This window comes from Sphingobium limneticum (genome assembly GCF_008710155.1).
In the GTDB taxonomy this organism is placed as follows: Bacteria; Pseudomonadota; Alphaproteobacteria; order Sphingomonadales; family Sphingomonadaceae; genus Sphingobium; species Sphingobium limneticum.
This window is the reverse complement of record NZ_VYPZ01000004.1, coordinates 206089-230863: the sequence shown is the minus strand read 5'-3', so window position 1 is coordinate 230863 and position 24775 is coordinate 206089. Positions and strand designations below refer to the sequence as shown.

Annotated in this window: 25 protein-coding genes; 14 read left to right on the top strand and 11 right to left on the bottom strand. The window is 63.6% G+C overall.

Translation table 11 applies throughout. The annotated features are described in order from the left end of the window. Positions 1-93 precede the first annotated feature (93 nt). Positions 94-534: a hypothetical protein gene (locus tag F4U94_RS07345; RefSeq protein WP_120250242.1), complete on the top strand. Its 441-nt coding sequence runs from the start codon at positions 94-96 to the stop codon at positions 532-534. A 45-nt stretch (positions 535-579) separates the two neighbouring features. Here the strand turns inward: F4U94_RS07345 and F4U94_RS07340 are convergent, their stop codons facing one another. From F4U94_RS07340 to F4U94_RS07320, 5 genes are all read right to left on the bottom strand, one after another. Next, positions 580-1893, bottom strand: a complete 1314-nt coding sequence (locus F4U94_RS07340; protein WP_120250243.1) for a dihydrolipoamide acetyltransferase family protein — start codon at positions 1891-1893, stop codon at positions 580-582. A 6-nt stretch (positions 1894-1899) separates the two neighbouring features. Continuing rightward, positions 1900-2904, bottom strand: a complete 1005-nt coding sequence (locus F4U94_RS07335) for an alpha-ketoacid dehydrogenase subunit beta (protein WP_120252070.1) — start codon at positions 2902-2904, stop codon at positions 1900-1902. A gap of 237 nt (positions 2905-3141) precedes the next feature. Next, entirely contained in the window at positions 3142-4437 is a 1296-nt protein-coding gene (locus F4U94_RS07330) for a 3-methyl-2-oxobutanoate dehydrogenase (2-methylpropanoyl-transferring) subunit alpha (RefSeq protein WP_150411881.1), read from the bottom strand. A gap of 98 nt (positions 4438-4535) precedes the next feature. Continuing rightward, positions 4536-4715, bottom strand: coding sequence for a hypothetical protein (locus F4U94_RS25445; RefSeq protein WP_331852619.1), 180 nt, complete (start codon positions 4713-4715; stop codon positions 4536-4538). 204 nt (positions 4716-4919) lie between these two features. Then, positions 4920-5753: a SirB1 family protein gene (locus tag F4U94_RS07320; RefSeq protein ID WP_120250245.1), complete on the bottom strand. Its 834-nt coding sequence runs from the start codon at positions 5751-5753 to the stop codon at positions 4920-4922. Positions 5754-5963: 210 nt separating this feature from the next. On the opposite strand from F4U94_RS07320, the gene F4U94_RS07315 reads away from it, so the two are divergent. The 4 genes from F4U94_RS07315 to F4U94_RS07300 are packed head-to-tail and all read left to right on the top strand — an operon-like array spanning position 5964 to position 9830. After that, on the top strand, positions 5964-6392 hold the full coding sequence (locus F4U94_RS07315) for a DUF2231 domain-containing protein (RefSeq protein WP_120250246.1): 429 nt from the start codon (positions 5964-5966) through the stop codon (positions 6390-6392). After that, a complete protein-coding gene (locus tag F4U94_RS07310; RefSeq protein WP_120250247.1) occupies positions 6392-7708 on the top strand; it encodes a PQQ-dependent sugar dehydrogenase in 1317 nt (438 codons plus the stop codon). Before F4U94_RS07315 ends, F4U94_RS07310 begins: the two co-directional genes overlap by 1 nt. Next, a complete protein-coding gene (locus F4U94_RS07305; RefSeq protein ID WP_120250248.1) occupies positions 7705-8355 on the top strand; it encodes a retropepsin-like aspartic protease family protein in 651 nt (216 codons plus the stop codon). The genes F4U94_RS07310 and F4U94_RS07305 overlap by 4 nt, the downstream gene beginning before the upstream one ends. Positions 8356-8411: 56 nt before the next feature. Beyond that, positions 8412-9830: a L,D-transpeptidase family protein gene (locus F4U94_RS07300; protein ID WP_120250249.1), complete on the top strand. Its 1419-nt coding sequence runs from the start codon at positions 8412-8414 to the stop codon at positions 9828-9830. A 20-nt stretch (positions 9831-9850) separates the two neighbouring features. Here F4U94_RS07300 and mepK read toward each other — a convergent pair whose 3' ends face one another. Next, a complete protein-coding gene (gene mepK / locus F4U94_RS07295) occupies positions 9851-10396 on the bottom strand; it encodes a peptidoglycan L,D-endopeptidase MepK (RefSeq protein ID WP_120250250.1) in 546 nt (181 codons plus the stop codon). A gap of 140 nt (positions 10397-10536) precedes the next feature. On the opposite strand from mepK, the gene F4U94_RS07290 reads away from it, so the two are divergent. Beyond that, positions 10537-11520, top strand: a complete 984-nt coding sequence (locus F4U94_RS07290; RefSeq protein WP_249042034.1) for a L,D-transpeptidase family protein — start codon at positions 10537-10539, stop codon at positions 11518-11520. Positions 11521-11554: 34 nt separating this feature from the next. Here the strand turns inward: F4U94_RS07290 and F4U94_RS07285 are convergent, their stop codons facing one another. Next, the gene (locus F4U94_RS07285) at positions 11555-12427 is read right to left on the bottom strand and encodes a formate/nitrite transporter family protein (RefSeq protein ID WP_120250252.1); all 873 of its coding nucleotides are present in this window, start codon (positions 12425-12427) and stop codon (positions 11555-11557) included. Positions 12428-12493: 66 nt separating this feature from the next. Beyond that, a complete protein-coding gene (locus F4U94_RS07280; RefSeq protein WP_120250253.1) occupies positions 12494-13150 on the bottom strand; it encodes a sigma-70 family RNA polymerase sigma factor in 657 nt (218 codons plus the stop codon). A gap of 176 nt (positions 13151-13326) precedes the next feature. Between F4U94_RS07280 and coxB the strand changes: the two genes are divergently transcribed. From coxB to F4U94_RS07240, 8 genes are all read left to right on the top strand, one after another. Further along, a complete protein-coding gene (gene coxB / locus F4U94_RS07275) occupies positions 13327-14298 on the top strand; it encodes a cytochrome c oxidase subunit II (protein WP_120250254.1) in 972 nt (323 codons plus the stop codon). After that, positions 14295-16817: a cytochrome c oxidase subunit I gene (gene ctaD / locus F4U94_RS07270; protein WP_120250255.1), complete on the top strand. Its 2523-nt coding sequence runs from the start codon at positions 14295-14297 to the stop codon at positions 16815-16817. Before coxB ends, ctaD begins: the two co-directional genes overlap by 4 nt. After that, a complete protein-coding gene (locus tag F4U94_RS07265) occupies positions 16814-17194 on the top strand; it encodes a hypothetical protein (protein WP_120250256.1) in 381 nt (126 codons plus the stop codon). Before ctaD ends, F4U94_RS07265 begins: the two co-directional genes overlap by 4 nt. Then, the gene (locus F4U94_RS07260) at positions 17191-17781 is read left to right on the top strand and encodes a cytochrome c oxidase assembly protein (RefSeq protein WP_120250257.1); all 591 of its coding nucleotides are present in this window, start codon (positions 17191-17193) and stop codon (positions 17779-17781) included. Before F4U94_RS07265 ends, F4U94_RS07260 begins: the two co-directional genes overlap by 4 nt. After that, a complete protein-coding gene (locus tag F4U94_RS07255; RefSeq protein WP_150411880.1) occupies positions 17778-18812 on the top strand; it encodes a c-type cytochrome in 1035 nt (344 codons plus the stop codon). Before F4U94_RS07260 ends, F4U94_RS07255 begins: the two co-directional genes overlap by 4 nt. Continuing rightward, positions 18809-20206, top strand: coding sequence for an amidohydrolase family protein (locus F4U94_RS07250; RefSeq protein ID WP_120250259.1), 1398 nt, complete (start codon positions 18809-18811; stop codon positions 20204-20206). The genes F4U94_RS07255 and F4U94_RS07250 overlap by 4 nt, the downstream gene beginning before the upstream one ends. 120 nt (positions 20207-20326) lie before the next feature. Continuing rightward, entirely contained in the window at positions 20327-20773 is a 447-nt protein-coding gene (locus F4U94_RS07245) for a type 2 periplasmic-binding domain-containing protein (protein ID WP_120250260.1), read from the top strand. Then, positions 20770-21705 (top strand): cation efflux transmembrane domain-containing protein, encoded by a 936-nt coding sequence (locus F4U94_RS07240; protein WP_120250261.1) that lies wholly within the window; start codon positions 20770-20772, stop codon positions 21703-21705. Before F4U94_RS07245 ends, F4U94_RS07240 begins: the two co-directional genes overlap by 4 nt. On the opposite strand, the gene F4U94_RS07235 is transcribed toward F4U94_RS07240, so the two are convergent. The 3 genes from F4U94_RS07235 to F4U94_RS07225 all read right to left on the bottom strand — a co-directional run bounded on the left by F4U94_RS07235 (position 21702) and on the right by F4U94_RS07225 (position 24443). Further along, complete coding sequence (locus F4U94_RS07235; protein ID WP_120250262.1) at positions 21702-22649, bottom strand: cation diffusion facilitator family transporter; 948 nt, start codon at positions 22647-22649, stop codon at positions 21702-21704. The genes F4U94_RS07240 and F4U94_RS07235 overlap by 4 nt on opposite strands. A gap of 5 nt (positions 22650-22654) precedes the next feature. Further along, positions 22655-23263 (bottom strand): flavodoxin family protein, encoded by a 609-nt coding sequence (locus tag F4U94_RS07230; protein WP_120250263.1) that lies wholly within the window; start codon positions 23261-23263, stop codon positions 22655-22657. A 223-nt stretch (positions 23264-23486) separates the two neighbouring features. Beyond that, positions 23487-24443 (bottom strand): thymidylate synthase, encoded by a 957-nt coding sequence (locus tag F4U94_RS07225; RefSeq protein ID WP_120250264.1) that lies wholly within the window; start codon positions 24441-24443, stop codon positions 23487-23489. Positions 24444-24775 lie beyond the last annotated feature (332 nt).

Sequence of the window (24775 nt, the reverse complement as noted above, 5' to 3'; positions counted from 1 at the left end):
CGCTCGATTGCTATGTCCGGACGCCAAGGGGACGAAGGAACGGGGAAGACTATGACGCGCAGGCTTTTGGCCAGGCTCGCCGGGGCGGCGGGCATGGCGATGGGCAGCATGACAGGCGTGGCTGCAGCGCAGCCGGCGATGCGCCTCGACACGCAGATGTTCGTGGAGCGGGTATCGACCGACATTAACGGCCGCGCACGCCGCACATTGGCGAGCGCCGACCGGGTCAGTCCGGGCGATACGCTGATCGTCATCGTCCATTGGCGCAATGACGGCAGCCATGCGCTGCGCGATTCCGCCATCACCCGTCCGGTGCCGCGCCGCATCCGCCCGGAAATCAGCGATCCGGCGATGATGGTGTCTGTCGATGGCGGCAGCCATTGGGGCCGCCTGGACCAGATATGGCTCCCCACGCCGCTCGGTGGCGTGCGCCGCGCCGTGGCAGAGGATGTGACCCATATACGCTGGCAATTGCCCGACATGGTTCAGCCCGGCCGCGCCGGCCGCCTCAGCTATCGCGCGGTTATGCGCTGAATGGGCAAGCGGGCGACATCGTGCCGCCCGCCCCTGCCCTGATACTCAATCCACGAACAGGAAAGCCGGCGCCTCCAGCAGCTTGCGCACCGCCTGTACGAAGCTGGCCGCGTCCCATCCATCGACGACGCGATGGTCGCAACTGATCGACAGGTTCATCAGCTTCGCCGCGACGATCTCCTTACCCTTGAATATCGGGCGTTCGATCACGCGATTGGGACCGATGATCGCGACTTCGGGCCGATTAATGACCGGCGTGGTGGCAATGCCACCCAAAGGCCCCAGCGACGTCAGCGTCAGGGTGGATCCGGACAGTTCCTCCGACTTTGCCTTGCCGCTCCGCGCAGCGTCGGCAAGACGGCGGATTTCGGTCGCCAGCTGCCACACATTGCGATCCTGCGCGTCGCGGATCACCGGCACCATCAGGCCCGCGTCGGTCTGTGTCGCCATGCCCAGATGCACCGAACCGTGCCGCGTCACCACGCCCGCCTCATCGTCATAACGGGCGTTGAGCATCGGGAAATCCGGCAGCGCCTTGCACAGCGCCACGATCAGCAGCGGCAGCATGGTGAGCTTGGGCCGGTCGCCGCGCTGGGCATTCAACTGCTCGCGCAGTTCCTCCAGCGCGGTGACGTCGATTTCCTCGACATAGGTGAAATGGGGGATGTTGCGCTTGGACGCCGCCATATTCTCAGCGATGCGGCGACGCATGCCGATGACCTTGACCTGTTCATCCGCGCGCTTGGCGGACCGGCCAGCCGGGCGATAGCCCTGCCCCTGTCCATAAAGCAGATAGGCGTCGAGGTCCGAATGGCGGATATGATCGCCGGCAGGCTTCACCTGGGCAAGATCGACGCCCAGTTCCTTGGCACGCGCACGCACGGCGGGAGAGGCTAAAACCACTTCTTCCCCCCTCCCTTTCAGGGAGGGGTTGGGGGTGGGTACCGCCGCAGGCGGTTCAACGTCCGCAACGGCAGAAGGCTCGCGACGCTCGCCACCCACCCCCGGCCCCTCCCTGATAGGGAGGGGCGTTTCGGCGGCTTCCGCAACCACAGCATCGCCCGGCACTTCCGCCTCGATCGTTTCGACCGACGGCGGCGGCGTAGCGGCGGCTTCGCCGTCCATTTCTATCTCCACCAGCATCGCGCCGATCGAAATCTGGTCGCCCGGTTCGCCGGCAAGCCGCACGACCGTGCCCGCGACCGGGCTTTCCATCTCGACCGTCGCCTTGTCGGTCATCATGTCGGCGATCGGCTGGTCTTCCTCGACCCGGTCGCCCACCTTGACGTGCCAGCCGACGATTTCGGCCTGTGCGATGCCTTCGCCGATATCCGGCAGCTTGAATGTGAACAGTGCCATGACTGATCAGTCCTTCATGATCTTGTTGATAGCTTCGCGGATACGCACCGGGCCGGGGAAATAGGCCCATTCCAGACTATGCGGATAGGGCGTGTCGAAGCCGGTGACGCGCTCGATCGGCGCTTCGAGATGATAGAAGCAACGCTCCTGCACCTGGGCGAGCAATTCGGCGCCAAAGCCGGACGTCCGGGTCGCCTCATGCACGATCAGGCAGCGGCCGGTCTTGCGCACCGATTCCTCGATCGTGTCGATATCCAGCGGCACCAGGCTGCGCAGGTCGATAATCTCAGCATCGACGCCATGCGCCGCCACCGTATTCTCTACCACATGCACCATCGTGCCATAGCACAGGATGGTCAGCGCCTGCCCTTCCCGCGCGATCCGCGCCTTGCCCAGCGGGATGCGATAATAGCCGGCCGGCACCTGCGCGTCTGCATGGCCGGCCCAGCTCTTCGCCGGCGTATCATAATGGCCGTCGAACGGGCCGTTATAGATGCGCTTGGGTTCGAAGAAGATGGTCGGATCATTATCTTCGATCGCGGCGATCAGCAGGCCCTTGGCATCATAGGGGGTGGACGGGATCACCGTCTTGATCCCCGAACAATGGGTGAAGATGCCTTCGGGCGACTGGCTGTGGGTTTGGCCGCCGAAAATGCCGCCGCCAAAGGGCGACCGCACCGTCATCGGCGCGATGAACTCGCCGGCCGACCGGTAGCGCAGCCGCGCAGCTTCCGACACCAGCTGATCGAGCGCGGGATAGATATAGTCGGCAAACTGGATTTCCGGCACTGGCCGCAGGCCATAGGCCCCCATGCCCACCGCCACGCCGATGATCCCGCATTCGGTGATCGGCGTGTCGAACACGCGGTTCTTGCCATGTTTCGCCTGAAGGCCGGCGGTGGCGCGGAACACACCGCCGAAAAAGCCCACATCCTCACCCATCACGACCACGGTGGGGTCGCGATCCATCATCACGTCCATGGCGCTGTTGATCGCCTGGATCATGTTCATCTGCTGCACGTCGGCAGGCGTTTCGATCAGAGTGTCAGTCATGGACATATCCTTCCCCTCGCCCCTTCACGGGAGAGGGTTGCGAAGACTTGGCAGGTTGCTGCCTAGTCGAAGCTGGGAGGGGGGGAATGGCGAGAAGGTGGCCCTTGGATGCCCCCTCTCCAACCTTCGCCAGACGGCAAGCCGTCAGGCTTCGGTATCCTCTCCCCTGAAGGGGCGAGGAAAAAGCGGGCGCGCTCACAGCCCAGCCGCCTTCCATTCGTCCAGCATCTGCTGTTGCTGTTCCTTGAGGTGCCAGGGCATTTCCTCGAACACATCCTCGAACATCGATTCCATCGGATGATGCAGGCCATGGCCCAATATGCCGTTCTTCTCCGCCTCACGGGCAGCGTCGCGGACCAGCTCGGCCAGTTCCTTGTCCATCGCGGCGTGGCGATCCTCGTCCCAGATGCCGAGCGTGATGCAATGCGCCTTCAACCGCGCGATCGGGTCGCCCAGCGGCCAGAGGCTGCTTTCCTCGGCGGAGCGATAGGCGGTCGGATCATCCGACGTGCTATGCCCTTCGACGCGATAGGTGAAATGCTCGATCAGCGTCGGCCCGCCATTGGCCCGCGCCCGGTCCGCGGCCCAGCGCGTCGCGGCATATACCGCCAGGATGTCATTGCCATCTACCCGCAGTCCAGCAATGCCATAGCCCACGGCGCGCGCGGCGAAGGTCGTCGCCTCGGCTCCGGCAAAGCCTGAAAAGCTGCTGATAGCCCATTGGTTATTCACGACATTCATGATTACCGGCGCACGATAGACGCTGGCGAAGGTGCAAGCGGAATGGAAATCGCCCTCCGCCGTCGATCCCTCACCGCACCATGTCGCCGCTATGCGGGTGTCGCCCCGCGCCGCGCTGGCCATCGCCCAACCCACCGCCTGGGGATATTGGGTGGTCAGGTTGCCGGAGATGGAGAAGAAGCCCGCCTCCCGCGCCGAATACATGATCGGCAACTGGCGGCCCTTCAGCCGATCGCCAGTGTTGGAATAGATCTGGTTCATCATGTCGACCAGCGGCCAGTCGCGGGCGAGCAAGATGCCCTGCTGGCGATAGCTGGGGAAACACATATCGTCGCGCGCCAGGGCCAGAGCGGCGCCGATCGACACCGCCTCCTCGCCGGTGGACTTCATGTAGAAGCTGGTCTTGCCCTGCCGCTGGGCGCGGAACATGCGTGCGTCGAACGCACGGGTCAGCGCCATGTAGCGCAGCATCCGCAGATGCGTCTCAGGCGGCAGCTTGGGGTTCCAGGCCCCGACGGCCGCACCGTCCTCATCCAGCACGCGGACCAGGCCATAGGCCAGGTCGCGCATGTCGCCGGGCTGCGCCGTCTCATCGGGACGCGGCGCTGCATCGGCGGCCGGAATGTCGAAATGGGTGAAGTCGGCGCTTTCGCCGGGCCGCGCTGGCGGCTCTGGCACATGCAGGCGCAACGGCGGAAGGTTCCGCCCGGCCTGCCCTTCAGTGACGCCTGATCCGATGGGATCGCTCATCCTGCCTCCTATGGTGCATTGCAATAATATTGCTTGCGGCAATTATTAAATTACAACACCACGAAAGGCAAGCCTTCCTTACCCATTTTTCCTGTCTTCTATGCGATCGACTGTCCAACTCGCTGTCTCGTTGACGGCTGTCGGACAATGATCGCCGCGGAAATATGGGTCAGCGGCGCGTAATCGCTCACTTCGAAATCTTCGATGCGATAAATGAAAATACGCGAAGGCCACCGATTGATCCGCAATTTCGGTATGCCGGATGGAAGCCTGTTCATCTGCGCCTACAGTGATGCGGATGCTGGCTGACCCTTTTGCCCCAAAAGAAGGAGGCCCCGCCGGGGGGATGGCGGGGCCTCTATGGAGGTCGGACGGATCGAGCGGGGGGCAAAATGATGCGTCCGACAGCTTCAATAACCAGCGGCCCGCTTTGCGGTTCCCGGCAAAAAAGCCTTAATGCCTCATCGACCCTGTTTTTTCGATCAACCGCCCGTCGTCAACTGAGCCAGCGCGGCATGGATGTGGGCGCGGCGCTCGGTATCCCGAGTCACTTCCAGCATCGCCCCCAGGCTGGCTCGCGCCGCATCGACTTCGCGATGGACGAGTTGAAGCCGCGCCAATTCCCACCAGCCCGCGTCATGATCGGGCGCCATCACGGTCATGCGCTCGTACAGCGCCTTGGCGCGAATCGTGTCGCCCGCCTGCTCTGCGCGGCTGGCCTGATTGAGGAGCAGGCGCACGAGCGTCATCCGGTTCGACATGGGGGCGACATGCACCTCGCTCGGCCAACCGCCAGCACCCGACACTTGTTCGAGCAAGGCGAGCAACTGCTCGGGCGTGACCAGCCGGCCGCCGTTGAACGGATCGATCAGGGCCGGCGCGCCCTCAGGCCCTATGCTCACCAGCACATGGCTAGGCGTATTGAGCGCGTCCGATCGCCAGCCCATGCGGCGCGCAGCCGCCACGTACAGGATGGAGAGGCTGACCGGCAAACCGCGGCGCCGGTCGAGAACCCGGATCATGTCGGCATTGAGCGGTGCGTCATAGCTGTCGCGATCGCCGGCAAAACCCAGAGTCTCGCCAATCACCTCTGCAAGCAACGCGCCCTGCGCTTCGCCAGACGCCAGATCTTCGTCGAGGCGCTGTTCGCACGCAGCCTCGACCGCTTCGCTGATGTGGCGCAGTTGATCCAGATAGGGCTCAAGATCCCGCCCTTCATGATCGAGCGAACTGAGCGCCAGCGCGGCGCTGTCCAACTCGATATCCTCGTCTTCGAGCAACCCGATATACCCGATCGTCTCGGCAAGGCTGGTCAAGCCACCCCCTCCTTCCGGGCACTGCCTGTGTCCGAAACCCGTGCGTCCATGTTTTCGGCGATCGCCATCAATTCCTCCATTTGGCCGGAGATGGGGACTGCCTTCGCTAATTGCCACAGATGACGGCCTGCTGCGATGCGTCAGTGGCGCGCAACCATTTGAGCAGCCGGCGCATTACCCCCCTATTCCCCTTCGTGCAGGAGAGCATCCTTGCCCAATAGACCTACGGGCGTCAGGCCCTTGCTGCATCCCTTGCACGGCCTGCTCCTCGCTTTTCCGGTGGCGCTGTTCACGGTCGCGCTGCTGACCGACATCACCTATCTTCAGACCGCGGAAATCCAGTGGACCAATTTCTCCTCATGGTTGATCGTGGGCGCCCTGCTGGGTGGCGGTTTGGTGCTGATCTGGAGCATCATTCTGGCGATCGGCGCCCGGCGCCGTACTCATCGGCAGCCGTCTCTGATCTACGCGCTGCTGATCGCCATCATGTGGATTGCGGGCCTGATAAACGCGTTTCAGCATAGTCAGGACGCCTGGAGTTCGGTCGACGTCACCGGCCTCATCCTGTCGATCATCAGCATGGTCTTCGCCCTGTCGGCCAGTTGGGTCGCTCACCGCACCGTCAGGGAGATTGCTTGATGAGCATCGCTCGCCCGCGCAGCCTTTGCGCCGCCATCTTCGCCCTCGCGCTTGCCGGCTGCGGCAACAGCCAGCCCGGACTCGATCAGACCGGCGCCAATCCCGACCTGCCGGAACAGCGCCAGACGCTGGTGCCGCCGATCAGGATCGCCACGCCAGAGGGGTGGGGTGGCGAAAGCCCGACCGCGCCGCAAGGCTTTACCGTGACCGCACTGGCGACCGACCTCAAAATACCACGCCAGACGCTCGTCCTGCCCAATGGCGACATTCTGGTGGCAGAAGGGTCAGGCGGCAGCGCGCCGCCCATGCGCCCCAAGGATGTGATCGCCGGCTATATCAAGAGCATGGGCAAGACGCCGGTCAAGGGCGGCAATCGCATCACGCTGCTCCGCGACGCGGATGGTGACGGCAAGGCGGAGGTGCGCACCACCTTCATCGATGGCCTCAATGCGCCCTACGGCCTCGCTTTCGTGGACGGCAGCCTGTACGTCGCCAATCAGGATGCCCTGCTGCGCTTCCCCTATCGTGACGGCATGACGCGGATCGCCACGCCCGGTCAGGAAGTCACCACGCTCCCATCCCGCCTCAACCATCATTGGACCAAGGCGCTGACCGCGAGCGCGGATGGCACGAAACTCTATGTCGGCATCGGATCCAACAGCAATGTGGGCGAGCGCGGGATGGCGGTCGAAGAGGATCGCGCCGTCATCTGGGAAATCGACCGCGCGACCGGCGCGCATCGCACTTTTGCCAGCGGTATCCGCAATCCCACCGCCCTTGCCATCAATCCGCAGACGCAGGCGCTCTGGTCGGTCGTGAACGAGCGGGACGAACTGGGGCCGCAGCTCGTCCCGGACTATCTGACGTCCGTGCGTCCCGGCGGCTTCTACGGTTGGCCCTACAGCTATTGGGGCCGCCATGTCGATCCGCGCGTCCACCCCCAGAACCCCAAGATGGTCGAAAAGGCGATCCGTCCGGATTATGCTCTGGGCTCTCATGTTGCGGCCCTCGGCCTCAGTTTCGTGACCGGGGCCGGCCTTGGTCCGTCGTTCGCACAGGGTGCCTTTATCGGGCAGCATGGCAGCTGGAACCGGCAGGATCTGTCGGGCTACAAGGTCGTCTGGGTGCCGTTCGCCAATGGTCGGCCGGCAGGAAAGCCTGTCGATTTCCTGACCGGCTTCATCAAGCATGGCCATGCGCGCGGCCGCCCGGTCGGCGTGACTTATGATCCGTCGCGCGGGAGCCTCATCGTGGCCGACGACCTGTCGAACACCGTCTGGCGGGTAGCCCCCGCCCGTCCCGCGCCTGCACGATGATCGCAGCCCTGCGCTGGCGCGGGCCGGTCGAGATCAGCGCCAATCCCGAATGGCAGCAACTGGCGATCTATGCCGTCGGTGCTGCCATCATCCTCATCATCCTGTTCAACATTCCGTTCGTCGGCCGCATCTTCCGCGCTTTGTTCTCGGTCGGGATGCTCGCGCTCTGCCTCTTCTTTCTGTTTCAGCAGGCACCATTCGATCCCACGCTCTCGCGGATAAAGTCGCAACTTGGCCTCGACGATCAACGCGTGACGGGCCGGGATGTGCGCATCGCCATGAGCCCTGACGGACATTTCTGGGCACGCGTGTCGATCAATGGCATCCAACGGCGCATGTTGATCGACAGCGGCGCGACCATATCGGCGATTTCCGAAAAAACCGCGGCGGAGGCCGATGTGGACAAGGGGGCCGGCCTGATGCCCGTGATCCTGCAAACGGCCAATGGCGCCGTGCGCGCGGAAACCGGCTCGATCGACCGGCTCACCGTCGGCACGATCGAGGCGCGCAACCTGAAAACGGTCATATCCCCAGCCCTCGGCCCGATCGACATATTGGGCATGAATTTCCTGTCGCAGTTGGCTTCCTGGCGCGTCGAAGGAAGGACATTGATCATGGTCCCGCATCGCCCTGATAAGGCGGCATGACGGAGCGCAAAGCGCCGTGGCGCGTTGACCATATCTGACGTGAAAAGGGATATGATGTGCGCCGACTTCTGATTGCTGGTTCGATATTTGCCCTGTCCCTCCCCCTCGTCGCCTGCGACAATGTAGCGACCCAGAACAGCACGGCCCCGGCTGGCGAGGCGCAGTGGACGGACGCCAATCTGCGCCAGTTGCGTGAAGCGATCGATCGTCGTGCCCAGCATGGTCTGGACCATCTGAATTTCGATGCGAAGGATAACGGGCCAGAGGCGCAGACGGAGGTCGCGCTACGTTATGCTGCAGCCTTGGCCCATGGCGCTACTGATCCGACGAAGCTTTACGACGTCTACACCGTCGCGCGCCCCAACCCCGATCTGCGCGCAGGCCTTGCCAAGGCGATGGCCGAGGGCAAGCTGTCAGACTGGCTGGAGAGCCTCGCTCCCCAAAGCGACGAATATAGGGCGCTGTCGAAAGCCTATCTCGTGCTGACCCGCCAAGCCAAGGCACCCGCCGCAGCCATTCCCGCCACGAGCAAGGCCATCGAACCGGGACAGAGCGATAGCCGCGTGCCTGCCATCGCGCGGCAACTGGTCGCGTCCGACTATCTCGACAAGGGGCAGGCGGGCGGCGAGCGCTATAGCGAGCCGATGGTGCAGGCTGTCAAGCGGATGCAGCAGGACTTCGGCATCAAGCCGGACGGCTCGATCGGCAACCAGGCGTTGGAAATCCTTAACCTGTCCGATGCCGACCGCGCACGGGCCATCGCCGTCGCCATGGAGCGCACGCGCTGGCTCGATCGCACTCCGCCCGCCACGCGGATCGACGTCAATCTGGCCGCCGCGCGGCTCAGCTACTGGCGCGATGGCAAGCTCGCCAATGTCCGCAAGGTCGTGGTCGGTGAGCCCGACACGGAAACGCCGCAGTTGGGATCGCCCATCTATCGCCTGGTGGCGAACCCGACCTGGACAGTCCCCCGCTCGATCGAGCGAAAGGAAATTGCCGGCAAGGGCGCGGCCTATCTGCGGCGCAACAATATGGTGCGAAAGGACGGATGGATCGTCCAGCAGCCCGGACCGAAAAACTCGCTTGGCCTCGTCAAGTTCGACATGAAAAACGAGCATCAGATTTATCTGCACGATACCCCAGCGAAGCAGTTGTTTGCGCAGGTGCAGCGCCAGCGCAGCCATGGCTGCGTCCGGGTCGAGGATGCGGAGGGCTTCGCCGCGATGCTGGCGCAGGACGCCGGGATCCTGGACGAATGGAACAAGGCCCGTGCGACGGGGAAGGAAAGCTTCGTCCCCTTACCCCGCGAGATACCGGTTCGCATGCTGTACCAGACCGTCCTGTTCGATGATCAGGGTGAACCGGTGGTGCGCGCCGACCCCTATGGCTGGAACGACCGAATTTCGGTCGCGCTCGGCTTCAAGGCCGGCAGCGGTGCGCGGCTGCGCGGCGCCGGCTCCGACATCGGTCCGTGATGGCCGACTAAAGCCGAACCCTAATTGCCGTTCCAGCGACGCACCGGCCCCGTATCGACATGGACGAACCCGTCATCGGGATAATAGCCGACGCCGCCAGCCTTCAAAGAAAGCGCCGCTTTCTGAAGGCTGGCAAGGCGGACATTACGCAGTTGGATGTCCACCGCCTTGCCCCGCATATGCTGGCTCTTGGACGCAACGCCATGACTGTCGCGATGCAGCCGCGCGTTGGTCTTGGGTGATCGATAGCCGGAAATGAGCGTAAAATAGGCTCGCTTGTCCGCCCCGGTCGCCGCATGCAACTGCACCAGCGTGTCGAACAGATCGGTGTCCATGCGGGTCACTTCGCCGGTACGCCAATCGCGCAGGAAGTGATTGAGCTCTGCAATGCCCGAAGCGCGCAGCCGTCCACCGGAATAATAGCAGACATCCACCTTCTCCCCATTGTGCGCATTGCGAAACAACAGGCGCCTCTCGGGCAGAGCGGCCCATGTGGTGGCAGGAAAAAGCTGCGATGCACCACAAGCGGCGGCGCCCAGCAGCACCGCCCGTCTATCCATCATCATGTAAGTCGTTCGTCCCGAAATCGCGTCAGGGAGATAAAGCCGCACCCGCGCGTTGCTTATCTCACTGAGATATAGGGTGCATTTACCGAATGAAAAGACGGGTTCCATGGCATTGTCTGATTTTGGCCACCGCTGGTCTTGTGTCGACCCAAGCAGCCGGGCAATCCTCCAAAACGGCTGAAGCGACGCACGCCGCGTCCTTGCCCGCGAATATCGACGCCGCCATATTTCGCGCTCAGGTCCAGCTAGACCGGGCGGGCTTTGGCCCTGGGGTCATCGACGGGCGAAAGGGTCGCTTCTTCGCAGCAGCTTTGAAGGGGTATCAGGCCGCCCAGGGACTGCCGCAATCTGGAGAGCTTGACGGCGGCACGCGCGCTGCCCTGGACAAGGATGCCGCCCCCGCGCTCATGACCATGGTGCTGAAGGACGATGCGCTTACCGCTGACTTCACACCCGACATCCCTCCCAAGATCGTAGATCAGGCCGCGCTGCCCCATCTGGGATATCGCGATATCGTGGAACGACTGGCCGAGCGCTTCCATACGACGCCGCAACTTCTGCTCGCGCTCAATCCGGCACTAAGGGCGCCACAGGCCGGTATGGAATTGCGACTGCCCAGCCTCATCCCGGCCGATCGCGCCTATGACGTCAGCCTGTCACCGCAATGGCGCGACACGCTCGCCACCCTCAACATCGGCGCACGGCAACCCCAGGCGGCGAAGATCGTCGTCGACAAATCCGAAAGCTTGCTCAAAGTCTATGACAGCCAGGATCGCCTGGTTGCGCAATTTCCCGCGACCACAGGCAGCGCGCATGATCCCCTGCCGATCGGCAAATGGAGCATAGACGCCATCGCCTTTCTTCCGACCTATCATTATAATCCGGATCTGTTCTGGGACGCGGCCGAAAGCGACGGGAAAGCCGTATTACCGCCCGGCCCCAACAACCCCGTCGGCGTGGTCTGGATCGACCTCAACAAACCCCATTATGGCATTCACGGAACGCCGGAACCGGCCCGGATAGGACGCTCGCAAAGCCATGGCTGCGTCCGGTTGAGCAACTGGGATGCCGCGCGCCTCGCGCAGATGACCAGTACCGCAACCCAGGTCTATTTTCAGGAATGACAATCTCAAGCGCAGGCGAGCGGGACGTCGCCTCTCAGCGCTTGTCTTCCGCCGCTTCGCTGTCGCCCCGCATCTGGCCATGTGCCAGCACGGCGAACAGCCCCGTGCCGCCGATAATGTTGCCGACGAGCGCGGGCAAAAGAAAGTCGCGCAGCATCTCCGTCAGGGTCATGAGACCATTCAGCCAGAGAAAGGCCGTCTGCGAAAAGCCGGTCACGACATGGCTGAAACCACCGAGCGCGATGACATATGTCAGCAGCGAAATGACCCAGAACTCGCTGCCTTTGGCATTGGGCAGAAGCCAGGCGATGGACGCCATGAGGAAGCCGGCCGGAATACCCAGCGTCAGCGTCTTGATGCCGCCCTGCGCGGGAAGCTTCTGAAGGATATCGATCGCGACGAGCCGCTGCTCATGGGTAATGATGACCTCACCCGCCATCAGCGCGACCACGATCAGCACACCGATCAGATTTGCGGTCAATACGATGGACCATAGCCTTGCAAGCTTCGCCAAGCCGGTGATGCTGGGCCGCGCCGCAACGGGCAGCACAGCGGTGACGGTGCTTTCTGTGAACAGCTGAAGCCGCCCCATGATGACGATCACATAGCCGACGGGATAGCCCAGCAGATAGACGAGTTCGGCCCAATGCTCGTCCGGCAGGCGCATGCGCAGATAGAGTTCGGCCAGAAAGGATATGGTGATGGCGAGGCCCGCGGCGAGCCCAGACAGCAGAAGGGCGACGACCGGCCGCGCCAGTTCCTCTTCGCCCTGAAGCCGCACGGCTTCATGCACGACCATATGGGAACTGGCCTGACGCCGCAGGACATCCTGTGCCTCATCGGGCGACAGAGCATCGTCAGGGACGCTGGGATCATCCGCCGAAGGCTGATCCGGGTCAGACGTCATCGACTACGGCTTTGACGGATCGAAGAAACGAAGCCGGGCTGGATCGTGCTTCGCCTCGTCATCCGATCAGGCGGCCAGTGCCAGCAGGCCCGACACACCCGGTCGCCCCGCCTGGCGGGTCTGGATCCTGTCGAGATAGGCAAAAATGCTGACGACCGCATCTTCCGTAACGTCGAAGTCGCTGCGCGCGATTTCCAGAACGCCGCCGTTCATCAGGGCTTCCAGCGCCGCGCGCGCCCGCGCAACCCGGCTCTTGACCGTCCCGACGGCGACACCCGTGATATCGGCCGTCTCTTCGTAGGAAATCCCGCCAGCACCGACGAGGATCAGGGCCTCGCGCTGCGGTTCGGGTAGTTGCATGAGCGCACGCATCAGGTCGCGCAACTGGATGCTGGTGTCTTGCGAAGCCGGCGCAGCCAGAACACGGTCCGCTACCAGATCATCCCACTCCCCGGTGAAGCGGAGGCGACGGGTCAGGCTGAAATAATGGTTGCGCAGGATCGTGAAGGACCAGGCGCGGAAGTTCGTGCCGGCCATATAGCGGTCCCGCGCCGCCCATGCCTTGAGCATCGTTTCCTGGACAAGGTCGTCGGCCAGATCGTGATTACCGCAAAGGCTGCGGGCAAAAGCACGCAATTGGGGGATCACACGGCTAAGCTCGCCCTTGAAGGCCGAGTCGGTCAGGCTGGCAGGTGCGTCCTGCGTCGAGATGGCGTCCGACATATGATCCCCTTCGTGAATAGTTAATGTAAGAACATCCCGGCACGGCATCGGTTCCGGTTGCGAAATGGATAGGGCATGATTGTCCGCACTTTATTGCGGTGCAGAAATGTTTGAACCTCCAGCGCTTTTGCGGGTTGGAAGGATTACAGCCGCAATCGGGGGACTTCAGCCAGACGATGGCACGCGCCTGCACTCTCATTATCGCGCTCCTATGCCTGAGCGGTTGCAACGCGCAGCAATCGACCCTGTCCGTCTTTGGTGCAGACGCACGCGATATCCGGCATATCGCCATCGTGCTGACCGTCGGAGCGGTCGTCATCCTCGCGATCACGACCATGCTCTACATCCGCGCCGTCCGCGCGCCCGAACATAGCCTGGACCATCATCAGGGTATGCGCATGATCCTGTGGGTCGGCGCGATCGGACCAACGCTGATCCTGACGGCGCTATTGCTCTACGCCCTGCCCGCGATGCGGCCGCGCCCCGCCAGCGCTGCCGATCTCGTCATCCGGGTAGAGGGCGAACAATTTTGGTGGCGGGTCGCCTATCGACCGCCGAGCGAAGCCACGCCGCTCCTCTCCGCCAATGAGATCCGCCTGCCTGTCGGTCGTACGGTGCTGTTCGAACTTGGCGCGACCGACGTGATCCACAGTTTCTGGATCCCTGGTCTTGCCGGCAAGATGGACATGATCCCCGGCCGCACCAACCGGCTGGTGGTGAAAGCCGAGAAGCCGGGACGATATCGCGGCGTATGCGCGGAGTTTTGCGGCCTCAGCCATGCGCTCATGGCGTTCGACGTGATCGCGATGGAGCCGGCAGCCTTCGACACATGGATGGCCGACGCCCGTGCCATCGGGCCAATTCCAGCTGTCGCCACGCCCGGCCGCGCCCTGTTCGATGCCCAGGGATGCGGCGCCTGCCATGGCGTCCGGGGCACGCCCCATGCCGGCACCATCGGCCCCGACCTCAGCCGCTTCGGCGAGCGGCGGACGCTGGGCGCGGGCATATTGCCTCCCACCATCGACAATATCGCCACCTTCATCCGCGCGCCGCAGGCCAGCAAGCCCGGCGTGCGCATGCCTGCTTATCCGCAACTCAGCCAAGAGGAAGCCCGCGCCATCGCCCATTATCTCAAGGGCATGCGATGAGCCTGCACGATCAGGACGATCCCGCGCTCCGCGCCGCACAGGAAGACCGGCTCCGCGCGGTATGGAAGCCGCCCAGCGGCCTGTTCCTGCGCTGGACCGACTGCAACAATAATCGGGTCGGCGTCTGGTATGTGCTGACCGCCTTTGCGTTCATGCTGTTCGCCGGCGTGCTGGCGCTCATCATGCGCACGCAACTGGCCGTGCCGGACAATGATCTGGTGAGCGCAGGCACGTTCAACCAGCTGTTCACGCTGCACGGCTCGATGATGATGTTCCTATTCGCCGTGCCGATGTTCGAGGCGGTGTCGATCATCCTGCTGCCTCAGCTTCTGGGCGCGCGCGACCTCCCCTTTCCGCGCCTCTCCGCCTTTGGCTACTGGTCCTTCCTTCTGGGCGGCGTGTTCGTGGGCGGCTCCATTTTCTTCAATGCCGCGCCCGATGGTGGCTGGTTCATGTATCCCCCGCTCACCACGCGGACGGACCTGTCCGGCCTTGGCGCCGACATCTGGATGTTGGGCCTATCCTTCATCGAAGTGTCGTCGGTCGCCGCTGCGGTCGAACTGATCGTCGGCGTCCTCAAATGCCGGCCACCGGGCATGCGGCTGAACCTGATGCCGCTCTACGCCTGGTACATCCTGGTGGTGGCGGTGATGATCCTGTTCGCCTTTCCGCCACTGATCGCGGGCGACATATTGTTCGAGATGGAGCGGCTGCTGAACTGGCCCTTCTTCGACGCGAGCCGGGGCGGCGACCCGCTGCTGTGGCAGCACCTGTTCTGGATCTTCGGCCATCCGGAAGTCTATATCGTCTTCTTGCCCTCTATTGCCCTGTTCGCGATGCTGGTGCCGACCTTCTCCAACCGCCATTTGCTGGGCTATCCGTGGATCGTGCTGGCGGCGGTGGGCACCGCCTTCCTGTCCTTCGGCCTGTGGGTCCACCACATGTTCACGACCGGCCTGCCCAAGATCAGCCTCGCTTTCTTCTCGGCCGCATCGGAGGCCGTGGCCATCCCGACGGCGGTGCAGATCTTCGCCTTTATCGCGACCTTATGGGCAGGCCGAGTCACCTGGTCGACGCCCTTGCTCTATGCGACCGGCAGCCTCGCCATCTTCGTCATCGGCGGCCTGACCGGCGTGATGGTCGCCGTCGCGCCGTTCGACTGGCAGGCGCACGACACCTATTTCATCGTCGCGCACCTGCACTATGTCCTGATCGGCGGCACATTGCTGCCGCTGTTTGCGGGCCTCTATTATTATTGGCCGCTGATTACCGGAAAGAGGCTGTCCGATCGCCTCGGCCGCATCGCCTTCTGGATGCTGTTCGTCGGCGCGAACCTGACCTTCTTCCCCATGCACTTCTCCGGTCTGATGGGCATGCCGCGCCGGGTTTTCACCTATCCGGCGGAACTCGGGCTGGGCGGCCTCAACATGGCGTCCACCTTGGGGGCATGGCTATTCGCGGCGGGCGTGGCGGTGATCTGCGTGGACTTGTGCCTCTCGCCCCGCCGGGCGAAGGCGCAGCGCAATCCCTGGGGCGCCGGAACGCTCGAATGGCTGGCGCATCCCGATGACGAGGATTGGGGCATCCGATCCATTCCACTTATCGAAAGCCGCTACCCGATCTGGGACCAGAAGGATTTCGTGCAGAAGGTCGATGAAGGCCGCTTCTTCCTGCCCGACGCAGAGGAAGGCCGGCGCGAGACGATCGTGACGACCGTGCTCGACGCCCGGCCGCTCGCGGTCATCCGCCTCGGCACGCCCAGCGTCATTCCGATCCTGACCGCCCTGTCGCTTGGCGGCGTCTTCATCCTGACCACCTATCATCTCTACTGGGCGGCGCTTGTCTGCGCCGTTGCGACATTGGCCTGCGCCATATGGTGGCTGTGGACCGGCACGGCCGAAATCCCGGAAAAGCCGTGCAAGCCGATCGGCCATGGGATCGAACTGCCGCTCTACATCTCCGGCCCCGCCGCGCCGGGATGGTGGGCGATGTTCATCACCATGATGGCGGATGCGACCGCCTTTTCCGGCCTCGTCTTCGGCTATTATTTCTTCTGGACCCGACATGCCGATTTCCCACCGATGGCCATGGCGGACGGGCCGGGCATGTACTGGCCGATGGTGGCGCTGGTGCTCGGCGTGGCAAGCTGGCTCGCCACCATCGCCGCGCGTGAAGTCCATGCGCGGGGCGACGTCGGGATCGCGCGCCTGTTGCTGATGCTGGGCATAGCGACCAGCCTCGCCGGGATCGCCGCAGGGCTTGCCGGGCCATGGACCCACGGCATGGACCCGGAAAACCATAGCTACCCCGCGATCGTGTGGACGCTCACCGTCTGGACGGTCGCCCATGCCGGCATCGCCGCGATCATGCAGAGTTACGCGCTGGCCCGCAGCATCGCCCGCCGCATGGACCCGCAGCATGACGCCGACATCCGAAACGTCACCGTCTACATGCACTTTTTCGCCCTCACCGCCATCGTCGCCTATGCGACCATCGGCCTGTTCCCGAACCTGTCATGAAGGATCGCCGCCCCCATTGGTCCGAACGATTGAAGGTCACGCTGTGGACGCTGATCGTGCCGCCGACCATCTGGGCCGGACATTTCCTCTTCTCCTATCTCTGGGCGGCCGTATCCTGCGCGAAGGCGGGCGCCTTTGCGACCTTCCCTACGCTGTTCGTCGTCGGCACTGTTCTTGCCCTCATCCTGATCGCTTTGTCCGGTTGGATCGCCTGGAACCAAGGCCGCATACCCGGTGCCAGCCCGCCGCATGAGGATGCGACGGATATCGACCGGCAGCGCTTCCTTGCGAAATCGACGCTGTTGCTCGCGTGCCTCAGCTTCGTGGGCGTGCTCTTCACGTCCCTACCCGTCATCTTTCTGCGAGATTGCCTGTGAAGCAGGTGTGTCTCTTCACCGGCCTCGCGCTCCTGCCATTGGGCCTGATCGCCAGCGACATGGGCATGACGGGGCATATGGTTGCCCACATGACCGCCGTGGCTGTCGCCGCGCCGCTGATCGCCTTTGGCATGTCTGGCACGCGCGCCGACCCGGCGATGCGTTTGCCGCACGTCGTTTCTCCCATGGCGATGATGCTGGTCGAACTCGCCACCGTCTGGCTCTGGCACCTGCCCGCCCTGCGCGCCGCCGCCCATGGATCGTGGATGGTCATGGCGATCGAACAGGCCTGCTTCCTCGTAGCTGGCCTGCTGCTCTGGTCATCCGTCCTGCATGCGCCACAGCGGATCGCCGGCATCGGCGCCTTGCTGTTGACCTCCATGCACATGACCCTGCTGGGCGTCCTGATCGGCCTCGCGCCGCGCCCGCTCTACGCCCATCACGGCACCTATTTCGGCCTCGATACGCTGGCCGACCAGCAATTGGGCGGCGTGATCATGCTCGTCATCGGCGGCGCTAGCTACATGATCGGCGGCCTCGTCCTGCTCGCCGGATTGCTCACGGCAAGGGAGGACGCGCCGGCATGACCATCCGTATCACCTGGAAACGCGTGATCCTGACGATCGCCATCCTGTTCGCGGCGGGCATGGTCTTCGCCTGGTCGGGCGCGATGCAGATATCGGCGTCCTCGGGCCACTGGAAAGTCACCGACTGGTTCCTGCACTGGGTCATGCGCAATTCGGTGCGGACCTATTCGACGTTCCAGACCCCAAAAGGCCAGGCGCCCGATCGCGACCTGGTCAGCGCCGCCGGCCATTTCCGTCAGGCCTGCCAGGTCTGCCACGGTGCGCCGGGCGTGAAGCCATCCCCCGTCATGCAGGCGTCCACGCCCCCTGCCCCGGACCTGTCCGTCACCGCGCAGGAATGGACCGATCGCGAACTGTTCTGGATCATCCGGCACGGCGTCAAATTCACCGCCATGCCAGCCTGGCCCGCCACGGAGCGCGATGACGAGGTCTGGCGAATGGTCGGTTTCGTGCGCCGCCTGCCCGGCATGACGCCGGAACGATATCGCGCGCTGATTGAGGAACCCTTGCCCGTCGATCTGCCGGGCACACGTCCCGGCACGCTGGCCGCCTGCACCTCTTGCCATGGCAGCGACGGGCGCGGTCGTGGCCAGCCCGATATTCCCGTGCTGGGTGGCCAGAAACCGGCCTCTCTTCTTGCGGCTCTGCGCAATTATGCGTCCGGCACTCGCAAGAGCGCGCCGATGCAGGTGGCTGCTGCGACACTGACCGAGGAAGAGATGCAGCGGCTGGCAGCGCATTTCGCCGCCATGCCGGGGCTTGCACAGCGGCCCATCCCGACCTTGCCCATCATAGCGAAAGGCGATCCTGCACGGCAGCTTCCCGCCTGCAGCAATTGCCATGCGCCCGGCAAGGACGCGCCTGCGCTATCCGGCCAAAAACGCACCTATCTCGCCGCCCGCCTGCGCCAATGGCAGGGCGATCCGACCGTGGTCGACGCGCGCAAGCCCGCAGATGGCATGGCCGTCATCGCGCGCCGGATTCCGCCGGATCAGATCGACGCGATCGCCGCCGCTTTTGCTGAACCATGAGCTTGCCCGACCGGAAAGGATTGCCATTGTCGACCATCATCAACCGCAGACAGGCAAGCGCCATGCTGGCGACCGCTGCATGGGGGATGACCATACCGGCGCGAGCAGCACCCCCTCGCCGCCTGCTGCTGCGTGGTGCGGATCATCTGCTGACGATGACCGAAACGCCGCGCGCGAAAACGGACCTGCTGGTCCACCAAGGGCGGATCGAGGCGATCGGTCCCGGCCTGCCTGCAGGCGATGCGGACGTGATCGATCTGTCCGGCCATGTCCTGATGCCCGGTTTCGTCGATACCCACTGGCATATGTGGAACACGGCCGCGCGTGGGCTATGGCGCAGCGCGAAGGGCGGCTTCATGCCGACCATGGCCGCGATATCGCCCCATTTTACGTCTGCCGACGTCGCGATCGGCGTGGATCTGGCGCTCGCCGAGGCGGTGAACAGCGGCATCACCACCGTGCACAACTGGGCGCATAATGTGCGCAGCCCCGCCCATGCGGATGCGGAAATCGCCGCCATGATCCGATCCGGCGTTCGCGGTCGCTTCGCCTATGGCTACGCCCAAGATGTCGGCAAGGACCAGCCGATGGACTTCGACCATCTGTCCACGATCGCACGTCGGCCGCCATCGGATCTCGTCTCCATCGGAATCTGCGCGCGTGGCCCGGATCGTTCGGCCCCGTCTGTCTGGCAGGCGGAATGGGACGTCGCTCGCCGGCTTGGGCTGCCGATCTCCACACATATGGCGTCCGATCCGAAATCGGCCGCAAGTGGCGGCATCGCGGCACTGGCGGCGCGCGAAGGCCTGGGGGCCGACGTACAACTCGTCCATCTGACCGCCGCATCGCGCGCCGACATGGATCGCGTCGCACAGGCAGGATCGCCCGTGTCGATCAGCCCCTGGACCGAATTGGAGGTCGGCTATGGCGTGCCTCCCATAGCCGACATGATCGCCGCGGGTCTGCTGCTTGGCCTGTCCGTCGACAATATGGTGTTGGCGGGACAGGCAGACATGTTCTCGGTGATGCGCCTGTCGACGGATCTTGCGCGCGGGCTCTCTCGCAATCCGCTGTTGATGGAGGACATGACAGCCCTGCGCTGGGCCACGATAGATGGCGCCCGAAGCCTGGGTATGGGGCAGCAGGTCGGTGCGCTGGCGCCGGGCATGCGCGCCGATATCATTGCGGTCCGGGTGGATGCGCTGAACACCGCACCCGCCGCCGATCTGCCATCGCTGCTGACCCATGCCGCCCGCCCCGACAATGTGTCGCTCGTCCTGATCGACGGCGTTGCGCACAAGCGCGACGGCCAGTTGGTGCGAGTAGATCTGCCAGCGATCCGGGCCAAGGCAAGCGCATCCATCGCAAAAATTCGATCGGCCGCTGCTATCTAGAGCTGCTGCTGTGCATGCCATGTGGCCCTTTCGTCGTTTCGCGCGTTGTTCGCTAGCAACGATCCAGAAAGAAACCATGTCTCGCTTCGATCGAAGCCCCGCGCACAAGGAAGCTGCCGAATGATGCGAGGAGCCGCCTTCGCGCTACTTTTGCTCGGCGCCTGCGACGCGCTGCCGCGCGACCCGGCCGGCACATCGGCACGGATCGAGCGTAACCGCATCTTCACCGTAGCACTGGCCGATCCCGCCCTTCGCTCCGCGCCGCAGGTCGGCAGGCTTGTCGAAGAAATCGAGCGGCGCACCAAAGCGCGCGCGCAATGGCGCAGCGGTTCGGGAGAGCCTCTGTTCCAGCAACTGGACGAAGGCAGGATCGACCTCGTCATCGGCCGCTTCACGGCGGACAGCCCATGGGCGGCGGACGTCGCCTTCGCGCCTGCCCTTTCGACAAGCGGCACCAAAGACGCGCCGATCGAGCTGAAAGCAGCGATCCGTAACGGCGAAAATCGGTGGATCATGACGGTCGAGCGCGCCAGCCGCGCGATATCGCGGGAGGCACGCGACCAATGAGCCAGAGCAGCCTGCCGCAGGAATTGCGCGAGCCGATGGCCAGGGCGATCCGCCTTGAATATTGGAACATCTTCTGGACGCTCACCATCATCGTCACGATGGGGCTGGTGCTGGGTCAGAGCGAGACGATGAAGACCGCCTGGATCGAAGACACGCTGGGTCTCGTCCCGCCGATCATGTTCCTGATCGCCGCGCATATGGAGCGCCACAGCCATCGCTCGCGCCGCTTCCCTTTCGGCTTCGAGCGGGTCAACGGGCTTGGGTTTTTCGTGGCGGCGGTCGCGCTGACGGCGGTCGGCGCGCTGTTGCTCTATAATGCGCTGATGGCGCTCGGCACGCAGGAGCATGCGACCGTCGGCTCGATCGTCATTCTGGGGCACGATCTGTGGCTCGGCTGGCTGATGCTCGCTGCGCAAATCTATTCGCTGATCCCGCCCCTGTTCATCGGCCGCAAGGAATTGCCGCTGGCAAAGCAGCTCAATGACAAGCTGCTCCATACCGACGCGCTGATGAACAAGGCCAACTGGCTGACGGGCGCGGCGGGATTGGCCGGCATCATCGGCCTCGGCCTTGGCTGGTGGTGGGCGGATTCGCTCGCGGCGGCGATCATTTCAGTCGATGTGCTCAATGACGGGATCAAGGCTCTACGCTCCTCCACCGCCGAACTGGTCGACGGCGCGCCGCGCGCCCTGTCCAGCACGGACCTGTCCCAGGACGCGCAGAAGGTGTGCGATCGGTTGCAGGCGGAATTTCCCGATGCCACCGTCCGGCTGCGCGAAACCGGGCGGCTGATCCGGGCCGAAGTACATGATACCCACCCACCATCGGAATGTCGCCATCCCCGACATTATTGGCCCGACGATGAGGATAGAGCCTGGCGACTGGCGCAGGTCAGCTTCATCCCGCCAATGGAGGCGGACGAGAAAAGCTAGATCGGCGGCGGTTGGCGGATCGCATCGGCCTGTTTCTCCGGCCGGATATAGATGGAAGTCAGCTCCGGCACGCGTGCTTTCATCTCGCGCTCGATATCCTCGATCAGGCTTTCCGCCTCACCCATCGGCAAATCGTCGACGAAATCGGCACTGATCGCTACGAATACGGCGTCGGGCGCGGTATGAATGGTACGGACATGGTTGACCGCGCTGATCTGCGGCCGCTTGTCGAGGATCGCCCAGACAACAGCGACGATGGCGGGGTCGGCGCTCTCGCCGATCAACAGCCCTTTGGCCTCGCGCGCGAGCAGGGCGGCGACACCGGCCAGGATCAGGCCGATCGCGATCGACGCCACACCGTCGATGCGGGGATCGGCATAATGATGGCTGGCCCAGACGCCGACACCGGCGATACCAAGCCCGATCAGGGCCGCGCTGTCCTCGAACAGAACGATGAACCCTGCCGGATCCTTGGACCGGCGAATCGACTGCCACCAGCTGCTCGCACCGCGCTTCCCGTTGAATTCGCGCACGGCGATGGCCCAGCTCGTCCCTTCCAGAAGCACGGCGACGCCCAGCACTACATAGTTGATCGTCGGATCGCGCAGCGGCTCCGGCTGGGCGATATGCACCCAGCCTTCATAGATCGATACACCAGCCCCCACCGCGAAGATGAGGATCGCAACGACGAAGGCCCAGAAATACAGTTCGCGCCCATAGCCGAACGGGTGGCTGGCATCGGGGGGACGCTTCGCCTTGGCCTGTCCATAAAGCAGCAACAACTGATTGCCGCTGTCCACCAGGGAATGCACGCCTTCGGTCAGCATGGAGGAGGAGCCGCTGATCGCCGCCGCCACGAATTTGGCGATAGCGATTCCGACATTAGCTAGCAGGGCGCCGTATAGAACTATATTCTCGCGAAACCTGCCCGACAGACCCGCCATGCGGCTCAACCCGGATAGGGGCTGGATTGCAGCAGACCTGCCAGATGCGCGGCATTGCCTGCCACCATCTTGGCGGTCTTCGTCACCATTTCGGGCGTGTCCTTCAGATCCTTGAAGTCGGTCGATCCCATCGCTTCGCCGACCCAATAGCAGGCTGCGACCGCCGGAATGGTCCAGCCGACATCGTTGAGCGCCTGGAAAAGCTGGGCCGACGAGAAATGTGCGCCGTCTTCATTGCCCACGATGGCCGCGACCGCGACCTTGCCATAGCTGGGCATTCGTCCCTGGTCGTCCGTCTCGGACAGGAAAGCGTCCATGCGCTCCAGCACGCGCTTGGCGACGCTGCTGATCTGGCCCATCCAGATGGGCCCGCCAAAGATCAGGATATCGTGGGCCAGGATCTTTTCCCGCAGCGCCGGCCAGGCGTCGCCATCGCCTTCATCGGAGGTGACGCCGGGCTTGATATCGAGCGCGGCGATCCGAACGGTTTCGGTGACGGAAACATCCTTCTCCCCGAAAGCCTTTGCCAGAACGGCGATCATGGCATCGGTCGAGCTATCCTCGCCGGTATCCGCCTTGAGGGTGCAATTGAGCGCCAGGGCCTTGAGCGGCATCGATCATGTCCTTTGGATCTTGGCGACCGCAGGATGCGACCGTCCGTTCATCGCAGGGATAACTCTCGAGCGATCGATGGGTTCTTTGCGACCAGGGCGATAATTGTCGAGCGACACGGCCGAGACGATCCATGGCGATGCGTCGTCCGGGCATGCGAGCGAACTCTCGCCCAAGCCCGAACGGTCGCCGCACCAGCATGACCATGTAGCAGGGCGTTACAAGCTAGACGGCCACGTCGGCCTTGATGGCAGCGTGCGGATCATAGCCTTCGACCTCGAAATCATCGATCCTGTAGCCATCAATGCTATCAGGCCGGCGGACCAGGCGCATTTTGGGGAAAGGCCGCGGCTCTCGCGTCAGTTGCTCTCGCGCCTGATCGAGGTGGTTCAGATAGAGATGGGCATCGCCGGCCATCCACACAAACTCACCGGGAAGCAGATCGGCCTGTTGCGCCAGCATCATCTGAAGAGCCGTGGCGCCCACCAGGTTGAAGGGCAGCCCCAACAGGACATCGACGGACCTCTGAAACATCAGGCAGTTCAGCCGCCCGTCCGAGGTGACATGATATTGATAGACCATGTGGCAGGGGGGAAGCGCCATTTCGCCCAACTCGGCCACATTCCAGGCGTGGAACAACATCCTGCGGCTAGATGGATTGTCCTTGAGCGTCGTGACGAGTTGAGCGATCTGATCATGCTCCTGCCCGTCAGGGCCGGCCCAACGCCGCCATTGCTTGCCATAGACAGGCCCTAATTCACCCCAGCGCGCAGCAAAATCATCGTCCTCGACGATACGGCGCTCAAATGCGTCTTGATCGATGTCTTCCCCAGTCTCGCGCCGGTAGGTGGCGAGCGGCCAATCGCTCCAGATCCGTACATTATCGCGCAGCAGATCCTGGATGTTCGTGCCCCCCTTCAGGAACCAGAGCATCTCCTTGATAGAGGTCTTCCAGTAGACCCGCTTCGTGGTGATGATCGGCGCAGTCCCGTCCGACAGGTCGAATCGCGCCGTCGCTCCAAAGACTGAGCGCGTACCCACGCCCGTCCGGTCGACACGTTCGTCGCCATTCTCCAGAATATGTCGCATCAGGTCCAGATATTGACCCTCGGGATGCCCGTTCTGCGCTACCAACTCAAATGCCTCCGCTACCAACAGTCGCCTGTATAAGGGAGAGCGCATGCAAACACGATATCAAACGCACAATCGCAGCCCGACGTCCGATTACCCGACGCCCATTGATTGCGCTTGACCATCGGGCGGCGTGAATGTGGCAGGGCAGCAGCCCTTTTGGCGAAGCGTCCGCCACATTTCAGCCGGTGAAAGAGTGGCTGGCGCGATCTGGGCCTGGCGCGAATCACATCTTGGCGCTCAGGATCGACCGCGTACCGATGCCGGTACAGTTGATATATGGGCATGCGAATCTGGATGGGCGGGCCATAAGTCGACATCGTCCTCACCCCAATCCTGGGCGATCGCCGATGTCCACTCCACCATAATGGATCAACTTGTGC